Source organism: Romboutsia sp. 1001216sp1 (assembly GCF_039841805.1).
Classification (GTDB): Bacteria; Bacillota; Clostridia; order Peptostreptococcales; family Peptostreptococcaceae; genus Romboutsia_C; species Romboutsia_C hominis.
The window spans coordinates 1-20,445 of sequence record NZ_JBDPHA010000005.1 but is presented as its reverse complement, the minus strand read 5'-3'; the positions used below and the strand labels follow the sequence as shown (position 1 = coordinate 20,445).

Below are 20,445 nucleotides of genomic sequence, written 5' to 3'. Positions count from 1 at the left end.
TTAGCTTCATTATTTGATATTACGCTTATTTCATTTGATATATTATTTACAGCACTATTTATATTTTCATCTATTTATGTTTATTAAAGTAATAACTATATATCTAAGATTTCTTTTATATATGGTATAATATTTATTTGGACATATTAATTTTACAAGGAGTTGACATTTTGAGAGACAAAAAACTAGATATTTATCGCGGTCTTATAATGATGTATGTAGTCGGAGTTATACATACTCTATTTTGGTTCCCTGTTTCTAATCACGTTTTAAAGTCACTTTTCTTATTTGAAATGGCTGTGGTATTTTTTATTACTGGTGCTAGTTATTCTCTTAGCTCAAAAAAAAGCTACATTAAATACCTTATATCTCGTGTTCCAAGGGTTATAGTTCCATATCTTATTTTTGGACTATTTGTTATTTTCATTCAATATATAGCTTATATTTTAGGAACTTCTATTACTGATTCTCCTATAAATATATTTGTATATGATACACTACATCCTTTAAAGAAACCTGGGATTTTCATACCTTTTATTACTTGGCATTTATGGTTTATGCCTGTGTACTTATTGTTAGTACCTTTCATACCCCCAATGTTTAAGTTATTTGAAAGTCTAAAAGGTATTTTTAAATTTATCCCTTTATTATTTATTGCAATATTAGTATTCTATTTTGAAAATACTACTCTTAATATTGATTTTAAAAGTGTTATTTTCTATGCTTTTTGGATTTATACAGGATTTTTCTATACAAAATTTAAGGATGTTAATATTTCAGTAGTCAAAAATATAGCTATATCTTCGATTCTTTTTATAGCTTTAGTTTTAATTGTTAAGAGTGATAGATATGTTTTAAATATGTCTACTAATAAATTTCCTCCAAATTTTGCATTCCTAGTTTTTACTATGACTGCTTTTAGCTTTTTATATATGTTTAGAAAAGTTATATTAAAATTTGGGGATTTACCTTATATAAGAAATATTGTTGATATTTATAGTGCTTATGGTTTTACCCTTTATTTATATCAACCTTTTACTTATTTATTACTACAACCTATTTATCTATATTTATTTAATTTAACTGGATACAACTTTGTTTTAAGATGTGCTTTAACTCTTATAAATATTGTTGCTGTTATTTTAATTAATATTATATTTGCCAAAACTTTTGGTAGGTTTGAGAATTTTAAGCTTAAATTTAATTCATCTAATGTAAATATAAAAAATAATATGGATATGAAAAAAGCGTCATAATTTTATGACGCTTTTTTTTTAAATATTATTACTTTACTTAGTACATAGTTTAGTACTATTACTAATATGTTTGTAAATATCTTTGTTATAAAGTCATTTATTCCCATCGTATCTATCATCACATACATTAATATCATTTCCATTACACCTGATAATAGTCTACAACTTACAAATGACGTAAATTCTTTTATTAAAAATTTTAGCTCTGTATTATTACTTTCAAATACAAAAAACTTATTTGTTATATATGCAAATATTACTGCTACTATCCATGCTATTATATTTGCTACCATATAGTTTAGTTCTATTATTCTTGTTAATCCTATATATGTAGCTATATTAACACCTACTGTTAGTCCCCCAAAGACTAAATACATGATGCTTTCTCTATACTTTTTTAATATATCCATATTATTCTCCTATTTAGTATTTAACCACCAATTTTTAATACTGGTGGTTAATGGTTATAGCTATGCTTTTTGTATATATTTATGATTTATTTTTTCTTTTATACTTCCATCTTTTTTGTTTACTAGATATGCATTTTTTACTAGTTCAAACATTGGCATATCGCTCATTGAATCTGAGTATGAATATGAATTTTCATAGTCTATTTCTATATCTAGTTTATTTAATACTTCTTCAATTCTTTTTACTTTCTCTTTCCCTTTACAGTTGTTTCCTATTATTTCATTTTTATATCTATTATTTTCATATAATAATTCTGTACCTATCACTTCATCTGCATATTTATATTCTTTGAAATATTTCATATATGCTTTTGGTGATGCTGTTATCATTATTATTGTTGAATCTTTTTTTGATTTTTCTATTATGTCTTTTATATTTTTATTTATCTTAACTTTTAATTTTTTATCAAAAAATTCTTTTAATTCTTCTTCACTAAAGTTTACTATTGGGCTAAATACAGCTTCTTTTGCTTTTTTCAAGCTAGTTAACTTTAATGCATACCCTACTAGAGTTATAAATATATATGGTATTTTTATTATTGTTTTTAATGGCTTTGTTTTTAGTGAGTATAGTATAAAGTCTATCATACTATCTGTATTTATTACTGTATAGTCTATATCTAGTAATAGTACTTTCTTTTTCATATACCCTCCTACATTAATATTAATAGGCAACTTAATACCCATAATATCACATTTATTTGTAGAGTTCTATCTTTTAATACTACATCAGTTGGGTTTCCTTCTTCTGTTGTATTTATTATATAGTTATATCTAAGAACTCCATATACTACAAATATTGTTGTATATATCATTTGAGGTTTATCTGGATTACTTGTTGAGTAAAGTGCATAACATACTATCACAGAACTTAATACTACTCCCATCATTTGGTTTATTATTTCTGGATTATACTCTTTTAGTATTTTTCTATGTTCTCCTGCTTGATTTTTAAGTCCTTCTATTTCTTTTTTTCTTTTACCTAGCCCTAAGTATAAAGATAAGAAGAATGTACATAATATTATCCAACTTGATAATTCTACTCCTATTGCTACACTCCCTGCACATACTCTCAATATAAATCCTATTGCTATTGAAAATACATCTAGTAGTACTACATTTTTTATTTTAAATGAATATAATAAGTTGTTTATTAAGTATATAAATATTATGGCTGTTAGTTTTAAGTTTATTTTTGATGATAAAACTAGTGCTACTGCTATTAATCCAATTAACAATACTACTGCATTTTTTATTTTTATTTTCCCACTTGCTAGTGGTCTTTTACATTTTTTAGGATGTAATTTATCTTTTTCTATATCTACTATATCATTTAGCACATATACAGCTGATGATATTAGGCAAAATGATATAAATGCTATTATTGTTTTATATATTAAATCTAAATTTCCTATGTTATTTGAAAATATTAATGCTGCTACTACAAATAAGTTTTTTATATATTGATGTGGCCTCATAAGCTTTATGTATTGACCTATTATGTTTTCTTTTTCTCTACTTTCCTCTAAAGAATTTTCTATCACTGAGTTTTCCATATACTTCCCCCTTTATATTTTATTTAGGATAATTATTTATCCCTATTTCTAATATTTGTAAAAATCCTTGTATGTTGCTTATTATCATAGTTAATAATACTACTACTAAGAATATAATGAATATTTTTGTATATTTTTTAGGTAAAGATTTTGCGAAATAAGCTAAAAGTATTATTATTGCAAATGAAAAATATATAGCCATTATGTTTGCATTTTTTAAGTTATATCCTATTATTCCATGTAATGTTATATTCGCAAGTATTGCCCCTAAACATAATTGAGGTATTCTTTCTTTATAATGTTTTATACCTCCTATTATTGCACATACAAATAATACTAAAAATAATATGAAGAATAGTAAATTTGGAAGTCCTTGTTGTAAAAACATCCCATTTTCAAATTTTGCACTAGGAAAATACATTGTTGGGTATAGTAATCTTACTAATGTCATCTTTAGTTTTTCAAACATAGGTATTACTTGTATAAATTTTGTATCACTTTTGACTATATCTTTTACCATGAAAAAGCTATTATATGCTCTTGATGATACGATAATTGCATATGTAGCTAATACAAATACTCCAATATGCTTTACTATTTTTTTTATGTTTATTTTAAACTCTAATAATAAGTTTATTCCATACATATATATATTAGTAAGAGTCATTCCAAATAGAGGTATTGCAGCTATATCTATCCAGTATGATTCTTTATTTTTAAGTTTATTTACTAAGAATACAAAGAATACTAATGATAACTGGCCATATATAAATCTCTCTACATTCATAGTCATAAATATTTGAGGGAATGAAAATACCATCATACTTATTATTAGTGCTAGTATTTCCCTTTTTATATTTAATTTCTTTATTGTACTATATACCATTGTTATTGACGCTGAGCTTACTAATATTTGTAATAGTATTAACCCCATACCATATACATGGTTAAACCCTATATTAAAATTAGTAGCTATGTTCGTACTCAGTAAATGTATTGGATATCCAATTAATGATACTATCTGCATGAATAGTATATGTTTACTATTATCCTGCGCTAACGCAAATGTATTCCAATTAAACAATACACCCGTATCTGTATCTAATAATACATCATACGTATTATTTGTATCATAGAATATTGTTGTTTTTGAATAAAATATTATAGCTATTGCTAAATATATAATTGCTACTGATATAAATAACAATATCTCTGATTTATGTTTTGCTATTTTTTCTGTCAAAGTTTCCACTCCTTTTTGCATAAGTTTATAGCTTGTTTATTATACCATATAATCCCTATTTTTATATATGAAAAAAGGGATGTATTTCTACATCCCCTCTCCAAAATCAATTATCACTCCATTTTCATCTATTATTACTCCATTACCTACTACTGTGTTTCTTTCCATCTCTCCATATTCATTAAAGTAATAGCTTTTACCATCTATCTCTACTATTCCTTTTTGAAGCACTCCATCACCATTAAAGTAGTATGTTTTTTCATTTATATTCTGCCATCCTGTTCTAACTGTTCCATCAAATCCGAAGTAATACATATTTCCATCTAGTTCTTCCCATCTTTGTTGCATTGATCCATCTGGATTAAAGTAATATTTTTTACCATCTATTATTTGCCAACCAGTTCTTACTACTCCATCATTTCCAAAATAATATTTATTTCCATCTAACTCTTGCCAGTACCATAATGATACTCCATTTAGTGGATTTAAATAGTATCTTTTACCGTCTATTACTTGCCACTTTATTTTCATTACTCCGTTATTATCAAAGTAGCTTCTTCTACCTTTTACGACTTCTTGCCATCCTGTTCTCATTATTCCATCATTTCCAAAGTAATATTTTTCATTACCTACTGTTTGAAGTCCTGTTCTTAACACTCCATCTGGTCCAAAATAATATTTATTACCATCTAGATATTGCCAATTCCAAAGTGCCACTCCATTTAATGGATTTAAGTAATATTTTTTTCCATCTATTACTTGCCACTTTATTTTCATTACTCCATTGCTATCAAAGTAACTTTTTCTTCCCTTTACTACTTCTTGCCATCCTGTTCTCATTATCCCATCATTTGCAAAGTAATAGCTATTTCCATTTAAGTTTTTAAGACCTGTCTGCATTACTCCATTAGCATCAAAGTAGTATTTTTTTCCTGATATTGTCTGCCATCCTGTTACTTTTTGTCCTTTAGAGTTGTAGTAATATTTTTTTCCACCTATAGTTTGCCATCCTGTTTTTATTTCATTTCCATCAGTTAAACTTATTTTATAGCCTGCTGCTATTTGTTTAAAGCTTTGATCTGTATACTTTATTATTACTTCACTTTTATTTGGTATTTTTTCAAATAAATCTCTAATTTCCTTGTTGTGCATTCTTATACATCCGCCTGATACATGTTTACCTATTGAGCTTTCATTATTGTTTCCATGTATTCCATATGTTGTTCCATAAGTTAAGCCTACTTGAAGCCCTAACCATCTATCACCTAATGGATTTCTAGGATCTCCTCCTGGTATCCCCCCTGAGTAATATGGTCTATTTTTAATCTTATTTACTATTTTAAATTTTCCTTGTGGAGTTGGTGTACTTTTTTTGCCTGTTGCCACCATGTATTCCCTAACAAACTTATTATTAACATAATATCCCATCCTATTAGTTTTTGAATTTATAACTAATAGATGTGTACTCGCTGCTTCTATGTTTATTATGTTTATAAAAGAAAATGCTAATATTAATACCATTGTTGATATTATAGATATGTATTTTTTTAGCTTTTTTTTCACTCTTATTCCTCCCCCCTGATTTCTAATATATTGCTTGAATTACTTAGTTAGACTTATTTAAAGGGGTTTCCTTTAGTGTTATTAATTGCTATTTTTCCTTGTTTTTTCATTTACTTTTATTTTATTATTTTTATTTCATTATTTTTTGTTATGAAATTAAATTTTTTATTACTTTGTATATATATTTGTATATATATTATTACAATTAAAAATCCAATTTGCTAATTTAACTAATACTATCTAAATGTTTTATATAAAAAATCCCTTGAAATAATAACTATATTATCTCAAGGGACTTTTTACTATTATATTTTTAATATATAATCTTAGTTTTTACTTTTACAGTTTGATTTTTTTATGTTTTTTATAAATAGTATTATTACTATTCCAACTACTAATACTGTTGTCACCATTACTATAGTATTTATAATTCCGCCACTTGCTAATACTTTGTTTCCTATAAAGTATCCTCCACCTATTAATACTAAGTTCCAGAAAAGTATTCCTATACTTGAATATAGTATAAAATACCATACATTCATTTTCACAGTTCCAGCTACTAATGAAATAGCTGTTCTTGCTACAGGCACAAATCTAGATAACATTATAGCTGATTTATTATATTTTTTTATAAAATTATAAGATGCTGAAAGAGATTTTTTAGTTTTTGGAAACTTTTTTCTAATATAATCTAAAAGTCCATCTCCAAATTTTGCTCCTAACCAATAATTTAATAAAGATCCCACTATTCCCGCTATTGTTGTTGTTATAAGTATAGTCACAAAATTTATATCATATGATGCTCCTACCATACCTATAAGTGGTAGTACTACTTCACTAGGTAGTGGAAAATTTGCATATTCTAATGCTACTAATAAAAACATACTTATTAATCCATATTCTCTAATAAAAACTTCTAAAAACTGTTCTAAAGCCATTGAATCTCTCCATTTATAAATTTAGTCAGTTTCTATTATACATTATTACAGTTTCTATTAGTAGTCATAAATGGTTAGATTTTCTATATTTTATAATAACTTATGTTATTTTATATTTCAAAATATAATTCATATGTTTTGTATTCATCACTTTGATTAATTATTTCGTAGTTATTGTTTATATAATCTTTCTCTAAATTTTCTCCTAATATTATTTTATTTTTAGGTGTATTTACATCTTCTGTTATTTTATTTTCAACATATATAGAAGGGATCTTGCTGTATATAGTATCACTTGATTTTATTACATTTTCATCATTTAAACTATTTGTCACCCTTCCTTCTAATATAAGTTTTGATACACGATTTTTAATATAAGATTCATTTAAACTAATTGTAGATTTATTACTCTTTCCTACAATATTATCTACTTTAACATTTGAACTTGAAATACTTATAGCTGGTAAAATTTCCGATTGTGTTTCTATATTCATATTTTTAAGCTTTATATCTGAACACATTTGTATAGATATAGATTCTTGTCTTGATTTTATATTAAAATTTCTAAGCTCTACTCCATCATGACCTATAAATATTCCTGGATTTTGCAAACTTAGTGTTTCTATACTATAATTTTCTTCACCATTACTTCCATCTATAGTTACTTTACTATTTATATTTAAATAGTTGTTTGTTGCTATTTTAATATGATTTTCTAGTTTTATTATAGTTTCCTTGTCTTGTGATGCTATTTTTATATACTTTCTTATTTCATCTTCATTTTTTACAAATGCTATATTTTTATCTACTCCATCTAAGTTTTCTATTATTATATCTTCTTCTATGATATTGCCATATTTATCTTTTATGCTTTCTTTTTCTATTATTATCTTACTATCTTTACCTACAATTTCTTCTTGTAATTTTATTATTAGGTTGTTGTTATCTATTTTTACATCATCATATTTACTTAATTTAATATATTTTACTTCATCTAAAGTTGTATTAAAATCTTTATTTTCTAATTTTAATATACAATTAGGATCTACTTCTATTTTTATTTTTTCTTTTATATAATCTACATTGCTATCTATGTCTTCATCAAATTCTATGTTTATTATTCTCTTTTCATTATCAGTACTATGATTCACATAATTCGGTGCTAATTTATCTTCTATCTCTAGAGGTGGTTCTATTGTTGTTGGTGGTATTAATTCTTCTGGTTCTGTTGGTGGTTCTATTGGCGCTGGAGGTATTGATTCTTCTGGTTTTATTGGTGGTGTTGGTTTTGATGGTTTTGTAGGTGGATTTACTGGTTTTGGTGGTTTATAATTTTCTTTAATACTAATTAGTTCATTCTTTGCATTTTTATGTATCCCATACCCAACTTGTACAAGTTCTTTTATTTCTTTTCCTTTTAGCACTTTTTTTTGAGTATTGTCAATACTCTTGCCTAATACTACAATAGGAGATTGTTCTTTTGTAGCTAACGGTGTTATTAATACTCCGTCTACTAAATCTTCACTATTTCCTTTACAGTAATATAATTTATTTAATTTATCAGGATAAAATTCTCTTATTATTTTCCCATTAGTTTCATATCTATCTTTACCACTTATTCTTTTTGGATTTGGTAGTTTTTTAAATATTTCATTACATATTGAATCTTCCCCTCCTATAACATAAGTCTTATCTATATACTTATCTTCTATCCATCTATAACCATGTTCTATGTTATCTCTTTTTGATAATATGATTGGGATATTTTTACTTCCTCCTACTGGTGCTATTGATATTGCATCTACTAAAGTTTCTTGTCCATTAACAACTATTACTTCATCACATTTTTCATTGCTTGTGCTGTTTATTTTATTTGCTATTTGGACTGACGTTTCATATCTATCTTTTCCATTTATTCTTTCAATTTCTAAGTTATTTTCCTTAAGCTGATTTTCTACGTTTTTATGAATTACGGATTTCCCACCTATTATATATACTTTTTCTGTTTCTAGCCTTTTGATTTCTTCTATTGTTTTATTATCTATTTTGTTATATTTAGTTAGAAGTATTGGTGAGTTTATTTGAGATGCTAATATACTTGCACATAGCATATCTGGAATTGACTTTGAATTTACTATTATTACTTCTTTAGATATTTTAAAATTCTTAGATATTTCTATAGATGTTTCAAATCTATTTTCTCCTCCTATTACACATTCTGATGCATATATTTGTATGGGGATTAGTGTACTTACTATTGTTACTAAACTTATGAATTTTTTTATATCAATCTCTCCTTTTAATTATTTTTATTTTACATTATTTCCTTTTTGTGCTTTTTTATAATAAATTTTAAACAAAATTTCATCTACTTAAATATTTATTTTCTTTGTAATTAAAAAAGCTATTTTAATATGTTCTACATAGAACCTATTAAAATAGCTTGTATACTATTCTTTGCCAATTGCTACTTCATCAAACTTTTTTACTTCATATCCATTTGGATTATTACTTTGCCATCTCCATGAATCTTCACACATCTCTTCTATTCCATACTTAGCTTTCCATCCAAGCTCTTTTTCTGCTTTTGAAGGGTCTGCATAGCAAGTTGCTATATCACCTTCTCTTCTTGGTGCTATTTTATATGGAATTTCTTTATTACTTGCTTTAGAAAATGCCTCTACAAGTTGTAATACACTATATCCTTTCCCTGTTCCAAGGTTGTATGTAACTAAACCTGGATTTTCATCTAGTTTTTCTAGTGCTTTTACATGTCCATATGCTAAGTCTAATACATGTATGTAATCTCTAACTCCAGTTCCATCTACTGTATCATAATCATTTCCAAATACATTTAAATATGGAAGCTGACCTACTGCAACTTTAGTTATATATGGCATTATATTATTTGGTATTCCAACTGGTTCTTCACCTATTCTTCCGCTCTTATGTGCACCTATTGGATTAAAATATCTAAGTATAGCTATATTTAAATCTTTATCTGCATAGCATATATCTCTTATCATATCTTCTATTATTAATTTCGTTCTTCCATATGGGTTTGTTACTGATAGTGGGAAGTCTTCTTTTATTGGGCAAGTTTTAGGACTTCCATATACTGTTGCTGATGAACTAAATACGAAGTTTTTAACATTATATTTTTTCATAAGTTCAAATAGGACTAGTGTAGTTATTAGATTATTTGAATAGTATTCAATAGGCATAGATACCGATTCTCCTACAGCCTTAAGTGATGCAAAATGTATTATGGAATCTATATTATTTTCTTCAAATACCTTATCCATCTTTTCTTTATCTGTAATATCTATTTCATAAAATTTTGGAGTTTTACCACTTAGCTCTATTATTCTATTTACAACCTCTTTGCTACTATTACATAAGTTGTCAACTATTATTACTTCATGGTTTTCTTCCAATAGCTTTATTACAGTATGGCTTCCTATGTACCCAGCACCACCACTTACTAAAACTGCCATATTCATCACATTCTTTCTCTAATATTTTTTATTTTTAAAGCCTAGTCATAATATTTTTGCATAAATTTATGTCTAGGCATACTTAATAGTTTAAATATATATTATTGTTTTTAGTCTTTGTTTTGGAATTTAAATATATAAACTATTACTCTTTATCTGATGCTACTTCTTTATCTGATACTAATTCTTTTTTATCTTCTTCATTTACTATTTTTCTCATGTAGTTCATTAAATCATCTCTTAAGTTATCTCTTTTTAAAGCAAAATCTATAGTTGCTTCTAAGAACCCAAACTTATCTCCTACATCGTATCTTCTTCCTTCAAAGTTGTATGCATATATTGCTTCTTGGTTTCCTAAAGTCTTAAGAGCATCTGTTAATTGTATTTCTCCACCTTTTCCTGGCTCTTGATTTTCAAGTATATCAAATATAGCTGGAGTTATTATATATCTTCCAAGTATAGCTATGTTTGATGGAGCTTCTTCAACAGCTGGTTTTTCAACCATGTCCTTAACTTTATAAACTCTATCTTCTATGTGTTTAACATCTAATATTCCATATTTACAAGTATCTTCTTTAGCAACTTCTTGTACTCCTAATATACTTGTTTTGTACTCATCATAAGCACCTATTAATTGCTTTAAACAAGGAGTTTCATTGTCAACTATATCATCTCCTAAAAGTACTGCAAATGGTTCGTTTCCTATGAAACTTTTAGCACAATGTATAGCATGACCTAATCCTTTTGGTTCTTTTTGTCTTATATAGTGTATATTTACCATATTAGATATATTTCTTACCATTTCTAACATTTCAGTTTTTCCTTTTTGCTCAAGTTCAAGTTCTAATTCAACAGACTTGTCAAAATGGTCTTCTATTGACTTTTTATTTCTTCCTGTTATTATTAATATTTCCTCTATACCTGATTCTATTGCTTCTTCTATTATATATTGTAAAGTTGGTTTATCTACTATTGGTAGCATTTCTTTTGGTTGAGATTTTGTAGCTGGTAAAAATCTTGTTCCTAATCCAGCCGCTGGTATTATAGCTTTTTTAACTGTCATCGCATTTACTTCCCTTCATAAATTAATATAATAATTTTCTATTGTATATTTATCTGTAATGTTATTAACATTTTAATTATCATTCTATATTATACAACAATTTTCAATTTAATGAAGTTTATTTGATAAACTTTATACTAAATTATCTAGTTTTATCATTTAAAGTAATATAATGCTACTTCATATTCATAAATTTAATACCTATACCTATACCAAATATCGCTATTGATGTCATCACTTCTGGTGTTAATAAACTACTTTCTTCTTTATTTTCTTCCTTCTTTACTTCTTGTTTTTGACTTTTCTCTTTGCTGTCTTCAATTTTACCATCATCGGTATTTGTCACTTCATTATTAGAGTTATTTTTTTTATCTATATTTGCTTCGTTTACATTTATATCTTTGTCTATATTATTATCTGTTCTATTATCATTATCAACATCTTTATCATTGCTTGAATCTAAATTTTCACCTTTATTTGATTCTTGATTATTTTCTTGTTTATCATTATTTATTGAGGATACATCTCCTCCCACTTGAAGATACTTATATGCTCTACCACCAAATACTAAGTGCTTCCCATCTTTGTTTACATTTTCTTCAAAGTTATAGTATAAGTTATAATCCTTAAAGCTTTCTAAATCATCCCACAGTACATTACCTTCTACATATTTTCCATTATCACTTATATAATTTGGTACTATTTGCTTGTTATCTAGATTATCTATACTATTATATATTTTATACTTATTTTCTATTATACTCTCAATTCCAAGATCTATGATTTGATTTGATATATTTACACTTTTTAGTTTTCCATTTGTAAATAAGTTTTTTATTTCATTTATACTTTCTATATTATTATTTGATAAATCTATACTTTCTAGATTCGTTGCATATTCTAGGCCTGACAGACTTTTTATATTTTTATTGCTTCCATTATCTGAGCTTATACTTTTAAGACTTTCTATTTCTGATCTTGTTACAGACGAGTTTATATCACTTTTATCTAATTCTTTATTTATTGCTCTTTTTAAATTTACATCGCTTATATTTATAATTTCACTTATTTCTTTTTCGTCTATTGTTTCTTCATTATTTTCTGGTTCTATATTTTCTAATTCTTTATAGCATTTTTCCTCTGCATAAGAGTTAATTTCACTGATGCTAACCAATAAAAATATAGCAATTAACATTGTTACGACTTTATTCTGCTTCACACGCTGATTCAATATTTATTCCTCCATAGTATCTTTTCTACCATTCTAGTATCTAAAACTTTATGATATTTTTATATATTAATTTTACGTATTGTAACTTTTATTATTTATAGTGAAATTATTAATTATAAAAAGCTCCGTCAAATAATTTAGTTTATTCTTTTCAATTATACATTTCATAATTAAATTATTTCATTCATTTTTTATTACTTGTTATTATATACTCTTATTATTCACTAACTATATCATTAGCCTTTTTATCTTTATATACATTCACACTCTAAAAATTTTTATATTAACAAAGAAAAACAATACTATATAAAATAGTATTGTTTTTCTTTGTTAATACTTATCTATTATTATTTTACTTAAAATAGTATTTATATATTATTCAAAACTGGTGCTAATGTATTATCAGAGAAAAATGTATTAGCATTATATAAATAAAGCATATCAGTTATCTTTTCTTTGTCTATTAATTTTTCTATATCTTCATAGAAATATCTAGGGTCAACCATTATTATCTCGCTAAAATAAGGAGTTAAAAACTGAACCATACTATTTGCATAAGAATCCTTAACTAATAATAGCTTTCTATCACTAGTTGATGTCGTACTTATCTTAACTAATGGATGGTTTCCTCCTAAGAATACTCCATACTTATCCTTAGTTTTTAACTTTTCACTATCATATATAGATGGTGCTTTTTTCTTTTCCTCAACATAATTAACTACTACTTGGTCATTATCATCCTTTGGAATATATACATCTATAGTATCAGTATCCTTAGATGCAAATCCACTTTTTGAGTATAATGTTCCATAAAAATCATTAGCTACTGGTTCTATATTATATTCTTTTCCTTTATTATCTAACTTCATAGCTTTAGCAGTTTCTAAAAATCCATAGTAAGCTCCTAAAGTCGTCCAGTGATGGTCTGTTTTATAGTATATATATTCATCCTTATGTTTATCTAGTGCATTATATGAATCTATAAAGTTTATTTTATTATCTAAAGATTTATTTAAATCATCTAGATATTTCTTTTGATCTAATACTGGAGCATATGTAGGTAATTTATCATCTAGTATGCTAATTGCATTTGGTGCTATAAACATATATTGATTTATATCCTTATGCTTTTTAGCAAAGTCATTTATAGCTTTTATATTTTCATTTAAATTTTCTTTATCTGGCTTACTAAACCCTTCCATAAGATATCCATCATCACATATATATACTCCGTTGTTTTGTTTTTTTCCAAGCATTCTATCTATATGTGACTTTACATTTATAAAGAAATCTCTTCCTATAAATTGGTCTACCTTATACTTTTCATATTTTGTTGTAAATCTACCTTCTAATAGTCTCTCAAAGGTAAACTTTGGTTTCTTTGCAAGCATTCTATTTTCCGATTCGGAAAAGTCCTTATCCTTAGTTACAATATTTAATGTAAATACTAAAAATATAAATACTAAAAATACTAAAGTTAAAGTTTTAAAATATCTATTTTTATATCTAATTTGTTTATATATTTTGGATTCATTTTTATTTTTTAAGCATCTTTTTTTCATAATAATCTCCCTTCCTAGAATCTAAAGTATAAGAAAGGATTGTAGGTTGCATTTACTAGATATGCTGTTGCTATAAATAGTATTATTAAATTTATAGCTATTCCCAATATAATACCCCATTTTTTCTTATACACTATTTTTTTGTATACTATGTTAACTATTGGTGTTGAACATAGTATTATAGGAATTAAAATTATTATATTTGTATATAAATAATATATAAAAGTACTATCTATAATTGGATTTCCATTTAATCCAAACATAACACTTATATACTGAAGTCCAGCTCCTAGATTATCATATGAGAAAAATACCCATCCTATCATAACTAATATCATAGTGTATAGATGTCTTATAAATGATGGAATACTTTCTAATACATTTTTTAAGAATATCTTCTCTATAAAAAGTATTACTCCATAGTATAATCCCCAAACTATAAAGTTCCAACTAGATCCATGCCATAGACCTGTTAAAAACCATACTACAAATAAGTTTCTAACTTGCTTTGGTATAGAACATCTATTACCACCTAATGGTATATATACATATTCTCTAAACCAGCTTCCAAGACTTATATGCCATCTTCTCCAAAATTCTGTAACACTTTTAGATACGTATGGATAGTTGAAGTTTTCTATAAAGTCAAATCCAAACATTTTTCCAAGACCTATTGCCATATCACTATATCCACTAAAATCAAAGTATATTTGAAGTGTGTATGCTATTATTCCTAGCCATGATGTAAGCACTGAAATAGAGTTTATATCCATTGCTTGTACACTTGTAAATAACATACCTATGTTGTTTGCAAATAAAACTTTCTTTCCTAGACCTTGTATGAATCTTTCTGCACCTTCTCCAAATTTACTAACAGTTTCTTTTCTATTATCTATTTGGTAGTCTATATCAGAATATCTAACTATAGGTCCTGCTACAAGTTGTGGAAACATAGATACATAAAGTCCAAATGATATAACACTTTTTTGGACTTTTACCTTATTTAAATACACATCTACTACATAAGATAATGTTTGGAATGTGTAAAAAGATATTCCTATAGGTAAAGGTAGTTGTGAATAGGAAATATTTAAAGAAAATAAAGTATTTATATTTTCTATTAAGAAACCATAATATTTAAAAAATCCTAATATTCCTAAGTTAACTACTATTGTGAGTATAAATATACCCTTTGACAAACTTTTGCCTCTATGCTTGTCTATAATAAGCCCCATAATATAATCAAATATGGTTGTAAATATCATTAAAAATACATACACAGGCTCTCCCCATGCATAAAACACTAAACTTATAAGAAGTAATATAAAATTTCTAAAACTTCTAGGAGCTATATAATATAGCATTAGTGTTATAGGTAAAAAAGTAAACATAAAAATTATACTACTAAAAACCACACCTTTACCTACTTTCTATTTTCTTTATTTAATTAAATTAATCAATTTTTACTTAATACTATTACTTTTAAATATAAATATTTATTTAAAGCAAATTTCAAATCTTAATAAATATTAATTTAAAACTTTCTCATTTTATAAAGTATACGTTAATTGACTTTTATATCGATACAAATCATATATTTTGCATAATTTACCATTTGTATATTGTATTTATTTTAAACTATATTACTTAACAATACTTTCTTTAAAAGCCTCTTTCATTTCTTCTGCCTTTGGTGATACAGCAAAAAATATGTACTTACCTTTAACTTTTAATTCATAATTATCTAAAAGCTCACATTGCTTTGGTCCATATCCACTAAAGCTTTCTAATTGTTTATTAACTCTAGAGTCTATAACATCTTCTATGAACTGAACTTGACTTTCATCCTTAACTTTTACTATTAACATCTCATCTACATCCATAGTAGACTTTGGAGTGTATAATATAAAACCATCTAAGTCATTTGAATTTAATCCATAGTATCTTTTTAAAGTTTTGCTATTTCCTTTTTCCATCTTATCTAAGCTAACTTTACTACTTATATCTTTTTCTATATCTTCTAGTTTCTTATTTTGATTAATTCCACATCCGCTCATAAAAATCATAGAAAACATAACTACAAGAATCATTAGACTAACTTTTAATTTCTTTTTCAATATAATCACTTCCCTTATAGATTTGTCCATAAATGCTAATCTTATAAATTCATTTGTGATACCATAGAATTTAGCCACAATTTATAAGCACTTGGTAGAAAGTGTATTCCATCTGGTTCATAATACTTAGAGTCTAAAGTGCCTACATTTATATATCTAATTCCTAATTCACTACACATATTTTCTAATGCTATATTAAAACTATCTAAATTTTTAAGCATAGGTTGTTTGTTTATGGCTTTTTGTTGTACTGGGAAGATAGATGTTAGATAAATTTTAGAACTTGGTAACTTACTTTGAACTTCTTTGATTAGTTTTTCATAGCTTTTTATAAAATCTTTAGGATTACTGTATAATTCTAAGTCATTCATTCCATAAGTCATAATTACATTTGAAGGTGATAAATCTACTACGGTTGATACATCATCTTTTGCCTCTACAGTAGTTCTACCTTTATAGGCAACTACTGATGAGCCACTTAATATCTCATACTCTGTAAGACCTTCCGCCCTTGAATCTCCCATTATAACTGAGTTTTCAAACAAAGTGCTATAGTCTACCTTCTTATTTTTATCTTTAGATTCATTCTCTTCTTTTTTACGTTTAATATCATTTATTTCTTCTTGAATCTCTGTAATATTTTTACTTTCTAATCGCTTTACTGCTTTTATACCTGACTCTACTGTTTTGTCACTATTAGCCATTTCAAATACTTCCTCGCTATTAGTATTATCATTGTTATTCTTGTCTTTACTTATTTCTTTGCTATTACTAATTTTTTCATTACCTGAGTTTTTCATTTCTCCTCTAATTACTGTGAATAGGGCTAGTATAGCTACTAGTAGTAAAAATGTTGCTATTGCTACTCTTTTTTTATTAAGTTTTCTTTTCATAGTAGTTCTACCCTTCTCTTGGTTACTTTTTAATTATTATGAATTCTATTATAATATAAATAAAATTTTTTATTAAATGTAATTTTTTCTAATTCTAAATTTCTCAATTTAAAATATATGTTTATATATTTTTTTATATAAACATTTCTGTATTATTTATATCTATTTATACAATCGATTATATAAGTAAATATAATATTATCAATTTAATCTTTATTTGGATATAAGCACCACCTCTTGTCGATTTTTGTAAGTTGCAATGCTAATTATAAGGTAATACTTTTGGTTAGTAAAGGAACAAATTGGATAAACAATATGTCAGAAATGTAACAATTTTACCTGAAACTTTTTACAATAATTTAATTCAATATATTCTAATATATGTATAAATTTATACATATATTATCAATACTTCTCTTGGTATATAGCTCTATTTTAATATTAGATATGATATTTTAAAAAGATTATTTGAAATTTTAAAAATATAGTTAATATAGATTTTTTTATTTTTCAGTACATTTTATGCATAAGCTCTATAGCTTCTTTTAACTCCAATATTTATCCTCTTTATTTTTCGATATACTCAATTTAGTTTAATTATTTTTTACATAAATTTGTGCAATAAAAAAACACTAGCTAAACTAGTGTTATAAATAATAAGCAAGTCTATAAGCGGAGTTCTGTATTTGACAATCATCTTTCTAGGCTTATTGTCACCAATAAACTCAAGCGGCCTACCAACCGGAGGGTACGAGCAATACCCTTTTTATCCTATTCTGGCCTTGCTCCAGGTGGGGTTTACACGGCTTTGCTAGTCACCTAGCAAACGGTGAGCTCTTACCTCACCTTTTCATCCTTACCACAAAAGTGGCGGTTATTTTCTGTTGCACTTTCCTTAAGATCACTCTCACTAGGCGTTACCTAGCACCCTGCTCTATGGAGCTCCGACTTTCCTCACGTAGCTAAAAGCTACCCGCGATTGTCTGGCTTACTTAATATTTAATTGATGTATATAATATATCATATATTATTATTTATGTCAAAATTTAAATTTTACCTATATTTCTATCATATGGACTAATAATTCAACTTTTCCTTGTTCTATAATCGATCATATTTATACAACTAATATGCCTGTTCAAAAGGATTATTACTAATTCATTAGTTTAGTAATATATGATTATATTTATAATAAATAATATAATTACTTAAGCAAAACTACTGATGATAATAAGTTAATTTATGTTTTAATAGTTATTTATTATAATAATTAATTAGCCCTATAGGTATTATCTAATATTTTATATACGTTTTAGAATTGTAATCATTAATTTTTAGCTGATAATATTGCTTTTTTCATCTTGTTTTTAATACACATACTACATGGTATTAAAGCTATAAAAAATCCAAAAGCTCCTCCTGCTATCATATAAATAATAAGTATTAGGCATTCATATACACTTGAATCTATTGCTATATTCTCCATTATATAAGCTATTAATCCTGATATTATCGCTATTACTACTGAGTAAATCGCGGTCTTTTTAACACCTTTATTCATAGCCTTGTATTTAAGTCCTAAAGTATATCCATCACTATATATAGGATGTGTTCCTTCTGGTGCCTTAAAAAAATGAAAGCCTTCATAAGAAGTTACATGAGTCCATCCGCTTTCTTCTATTAATTCTATATAAGAATCTAAATCATCTTTATTTTCATTATAATCAACACAGTATATAAGATTTTGAGGTTCTCCTTTTACAAGCTTATAAGATAATTTCTCAAAATTATCAAATATCCATCCTTCTTTAGCTAATTTTCCTAGCTTTTTCATTTCTTTTTCTTCCGCAAATCCTAATCCCATTGATGCTATATATTTTACATTTTTACTCATAATTATCACCTTTTTAATATCATTAATTTATTATATTTACCCTTTATAACTAATCTACATTATCATTAAATCGTTTTGATTTACTTATATCTATCTCTCTAATCTACTAAAGGCCTCTGCACCATGAAGAGCCATCTTATATCTTCTTTCTTTTTCCATAGTTATAACTTTTAGTCCTCTCTCTGTAAGCTTATATATCTTTCTTCTTCCTTCTTCTCCAGCTAATTCTATATAATCTTGTTCTTGCATCTTCTTTAGCATAGTATATAAGGTAGCAGGACCTATTATAACCTCTTTTTCAGTCAACTCCTCTATATATTTACTAATTCCATAACCATGCATAGGTACTAATAATGCTAAAAGTATATAATACCCTGATTCCGTTAACTGCTCTTCTTGTAGTGAATTATTTCTACTCACTCTACTCACTTCCTTTCTATAGGTATAAACCTAGTTCAATATTTAATCTCTCTTTAGCTTTACATTTTTATTTTTTGCGCATATTCAAATATTTTTTCTACATGTTTAATGGAATCTTTTTTACCCATATTAACTATTGCTGATTCGTTTATTCTACTTATAACAGCTAACTTAACAACAAAACATAAATCAAAAATTATTATTAAAGCTACTCAACCACTAATACCTATTTACTCCCACATAATCTACTCTTCTCTTGTACTTATATGTCTAGGTATTGATTAAACAATTTTACTATCTATACCTCTATATCATTAATTAATATATCCATTATTGATATATCTAATTACAATATATCATAATTAGATTATATTGTGTATAAATTTTATTATAAAATATAATTTATATATAATATTTATTTTTATATAATATAAAACTCTATATTTTGATTTATCATTAGTTATAATATTGCAAGTAATTTATTATAACAAAAAAGACTATGTATAAATACATAGTCTTTTACTGGAGCTGGTGATAGGAATCGAACCTACAACCTGCTGATTACAAGTCAGCTGCTCTACCGTTGAGCCACACCAGCATATTATTTTTTTGATTAAGTTTAGTACCCTCAAAACTGCATATCATTTAGTCAATCATTTTATTTTGGTCAAGTCCTCGACCTATTAGTATCGATAAGCTAAATACATTACTGCACTTACACCTTCGACCTATCAACCAGGTA

At 26.0% G+C, this 20,445-nt stretch carries 17 protein-coding genes, 1 tRNA gene, 1 rRNA gene and 1 other RNA gene; 1 reads left to right on the top strand and 19 read right to left on the bottom strand.

Translation table 11 applies throughout. From position 1 onward, the window contains the following. Positions 1–170 precede the first annotated feature (170 nt). Positions 171–1,256 (top strand): acyltransferase family protein, encoded by a 1,086-nt coding sequence (locus tag ABHC41_RS06535; RefSeq protein ID WP_271892659.1) that lies wholly within the window; start codon positions 171–173, stop codon positions 1,254–1,256. A 2-nt stretch (positions 1,257–1,258) separates the two neighbouring features. Here ABHC41_RS06535 and ABHC41_RS06530 read toward each other — a convergent pair whose 3' ends face one another. From ABHC41_RS06530 to ABHC41_RS06440, 19 genes are all read right to left on the bottom strand, one after another. Beyond that, positions 1,259–1,666, bottom strand: coding sequence for a GtrA family protein (locus ABHC41_RS06530; RefSeq protein WP_271892661.1), 408 nt, complete (start codon positions 1,664–1,666; stop codon positions 1,259–1,261). A 60-nt stretch (positions 1,667–1,726) separates the two neighbouring features. Then, on the bottom strand, positions 1,727–2,371 hold the full coding sequence (locus ABHC41_RS06525) for an HAD-IB family hydrolase (protein WP_166505969.1): 645 nt from the start codon (positions 2,369–2,371) through the stop codon (positions 1,727–1,729). Positions 2,372–2,379: 8 nt separating this feature from the next. Next, on the bottom strand, positions 2,380–3,282 hold the full coding sequence (locus ABHC41_RS06520) for a decaprenyl-phosphate phosphoribosyltransferase (protein WP_195928465.1): 903 nt from the start codon (positions 3,280–3,282) through the stop codon (positions 2,380–2,382). A gap of 19 nt (positions 3,283–3,301) precedes the next feature. Next, a complete protein-coding gene (locus ABHC41_RS06515; protein WP_243278783.1) occupies positions 3,302–4,525 on the bottom strand; it encodes a DUF6080 domain-containing protein in 1,224 nt (407 codons plus the stop codon). Between the two features lie 87 nt (positions 4,526–4,612). After that, the gene (locus tag ABHC41_RS06510) at positions 4,613–6,088 is read right to left on the bottom strand and encodes a L,D-transpeptidase family protein (RefSeq protein WP_271892668.1); all 1,476 of its coding nucleotides are present in this window, start codon (positions 6,086–6,088) and stop codon (positions 4,613–4,615) included. Positions 6,089–6,414: 326 nt separating this feature from the next. Further along, positions 6,415–7,026: a DedA family protein gene (locus ABHC41_RS06505; protein WP_271892671.1), complete on the bottom strand. Its 612-nt coding sequence runs from the start codon at positions 7,024–7,026 to the stop codon at positions 6,415–6,417. A gap of 110 nt (positions 7,027–7,136) precedes the next feature. Continuing rightward, positions 7,137–9,236, bottom strand: coding sequence for a cell wall-binding repeat-containing protein (locus ABHC41_RS06500; protein WP_271892712.1), 2,100 nt, complete (start codon positions 9,234–9,236; stop codon positions 7,137–7,139). A 240-nt stretch (positions 9,237–9,476) separates the two neighbouring features. Beyond that, positions 9,477–10,523 carry a UDP-glucose 4-epimerase GalE gene (gene galE / locus ABHC41_RS06495; protein ID WP_092927393.1) on the bottom strand — a complete coding sequence of 349 codons (1,047 nt, stop codon included), beginning with the start codon at positions 10,521–10,523 and terminating at the stop codon, positions 9,477–9,479. A gap of 145 nt (positions 10,524–10,668) precedes the next feature. Further along, entirely contained in the window at positions 10,669–11,586 is a 918-nt protein-coding gene (gene galU, locus ABHC41_RS06490; RefSeq protein ID WP_092923848.1) for a UTP--glucose-1-phosphate uridylyltransferase GalU, read from the bottom strand. 175 nt (positions 11,587–11,761) lie between these two features. After that, on the bottom strand, positions 11,762–12,817 hold the full coding sequence (locus ABHC41_RS06485; RefSeq protein WP_271959430.1) for an Ig-like domain-containing protein: 1,056 nt from the start codon (positions 12,815–12,817) through the stop codon (positions 11,762–11,764). A gap of 368 nt (positions 12,818–13,185) precedes the next feature. Further along, entirely contained in the window at positions 13,186–14,379 is a 1,194-nt protein-coding gene (locus ABHC41_RS06480; RefSeq protein ID WP_271892678.1) for a DHHW family protein, read from the bottom strand. Between the two features lie 14 nt (positions 14,380–14,393). Beyond that, complete coding sequence (locus tag ABHC41_RS06475; RefSeq protein ID WP_330405532.1) at positions 14,394–15,770, bottom strand: MBOAT family O-acyltransferase; 1,377 nt, start codon at positions 15,768–15,770, stop codon at positions 14,394–14,396. 252 nt (positions 15,771–16,022) lie between these two features. After that, a complete protein-coding gene (locus ABHC41_RS06470) occupies positions 16,023–16,505 on the bottom strand; it encodes a DUF4358 domain-containing protein (protein WP_272013374.1) in 483 nt (160 codons plus the stop codon). A gap of 32 nt (positions 16,506–16,537) precedes the next feature. Next, on the bottom strand, positions 16,538–17,389 hold the full coding sequence (locus ABHC41_RS06465; RefSeq protein WP_092923822.1) for a GDSL-type esterase/lipase family protein: 852 nt from the start codon (positions 17,387–17,389) through the stop codon (positions 16,538–16,540). 653 nt (positions 17,390–18,042) lie between these two features. Next, an RNA gene (gene rnpB, locus ABHC41_RS06460) (RNase P RNA component class A) lies at positions 18,043–18,384 on the bottom strand. A gap of 332 nt (positions 18,385–18,716) precedes the next feature. After that, entirely contained in the window at positions 18,717–19,283 is a 567-nt protein-coding gene (locus tag ABHC41_RS06455; protein ID WP_271892686.1) for a DUF2812 domain-containing protein, read from the bottom strand. A 90-nt stretch (positions 19,284–19,373) separates the two neighbouring features. Continuing rightward, on the bottom strand, positions 19,374–19,703 hold the full coding sequence (locus ABHC41_RS06450) for a helix-turn-helix transcriptional regulator (RefSeq protein WP_092923816.1): 330 nt from the start codon (positions 19,701–19,703) through the stop codon (positions 19,374–19,376). A gap of 523 nt (positions 19,704–20,226) precedes the next feature. Further along, a tRNA-Thr gene (locus tag ABHC41_RS06445) sits at positions 20,227–20,301 on the bottom strand. Positions 20,302–20,366: 65 nt separating this feature from the next. Continuing rightward, positions 20,367–20,445, bottom strand: a 23S ribosomal RNA gene (locus ABHC41_RS06440); the annotation flags it as partial.

What these genes read in the sequence shown, in the direction of transcription:
- ABHC41_RS06530 (WP_271892661.1), bottom strand. Translation starts at nt 1,666, where the DNA reads ATGGATATATTAAAAAAGTATAGAGAAAGCATCATGTATTTAGTCTTT.
- ABHC41_RS06525 (WP_166505969.1), bottom strand. Translation starts at nt 2,371, where the DNA reads ATGAAAAAGAAAGTACTATTACTAGATATAGACTATACAGTAATAAAT.
- ABHC41_RS06520 (WP_195928465.1), bottom strand. Translation starts at nt 3,282, where the DNA reads ATGGAAAACTCAGTGATAGAAAATTCTTTAGAGGAAAGTAGAGAAAAA.
- ABHC41_RS06505 (WP_271892671.1), bottom strand. Translation starts at nt 7,026, where the DNA reads ATGGCTTTAGAACAGTTTTTAGAAGTTTTTATTAGAGAATATGGATTA.
- galE (WP_092927393.1), bottom strand. Translation starts at nt 10,523, where the DNA reads ATGGCAGTTTTAGTAAGTGGTGGTGCTGGGTACATAGGAAGCCATACT.
- galU (WP_092923848.1), bottom strand. Translation starts at nt 11,586, where the DNA reads ATGACAGTTAAAAAAGCTATAATACCAGCGGCTGGATTAGGAACAAGA.
- ABHC41_RS06480 (WP_271892678.1), bottom strand. Translation starts at nt 14,379, where the DNA reads ATGAAAAAAAGATGCTTAAAAAATAAAAATGAATCCAAAATATATAAA.
- ABHC41_RS06475 (WP_330405532.1), bottom strand. Translation starts at nt 15,770, where the DNA reads ATGTTTACTTTTTTACCTATAACACTAATGCTATATTATATAGCTCCT.
- ABHC41_RS06465 (WP_092923822.1), bottom strand. Translation starts at nt 17,389, where the DNA reads ATGAAAAGAAAACTTAATAAAAAAAGAGTAGCAATAGCAACATTTTTA.
- ABHC41_RS06455 (WP_271892686.1), bottom strand. Translation starts at nt 19,283, where the DNA reads ATGAGTAAAAATGTAAAATATATAGCATCAATGGGATTAGGATTTGCG.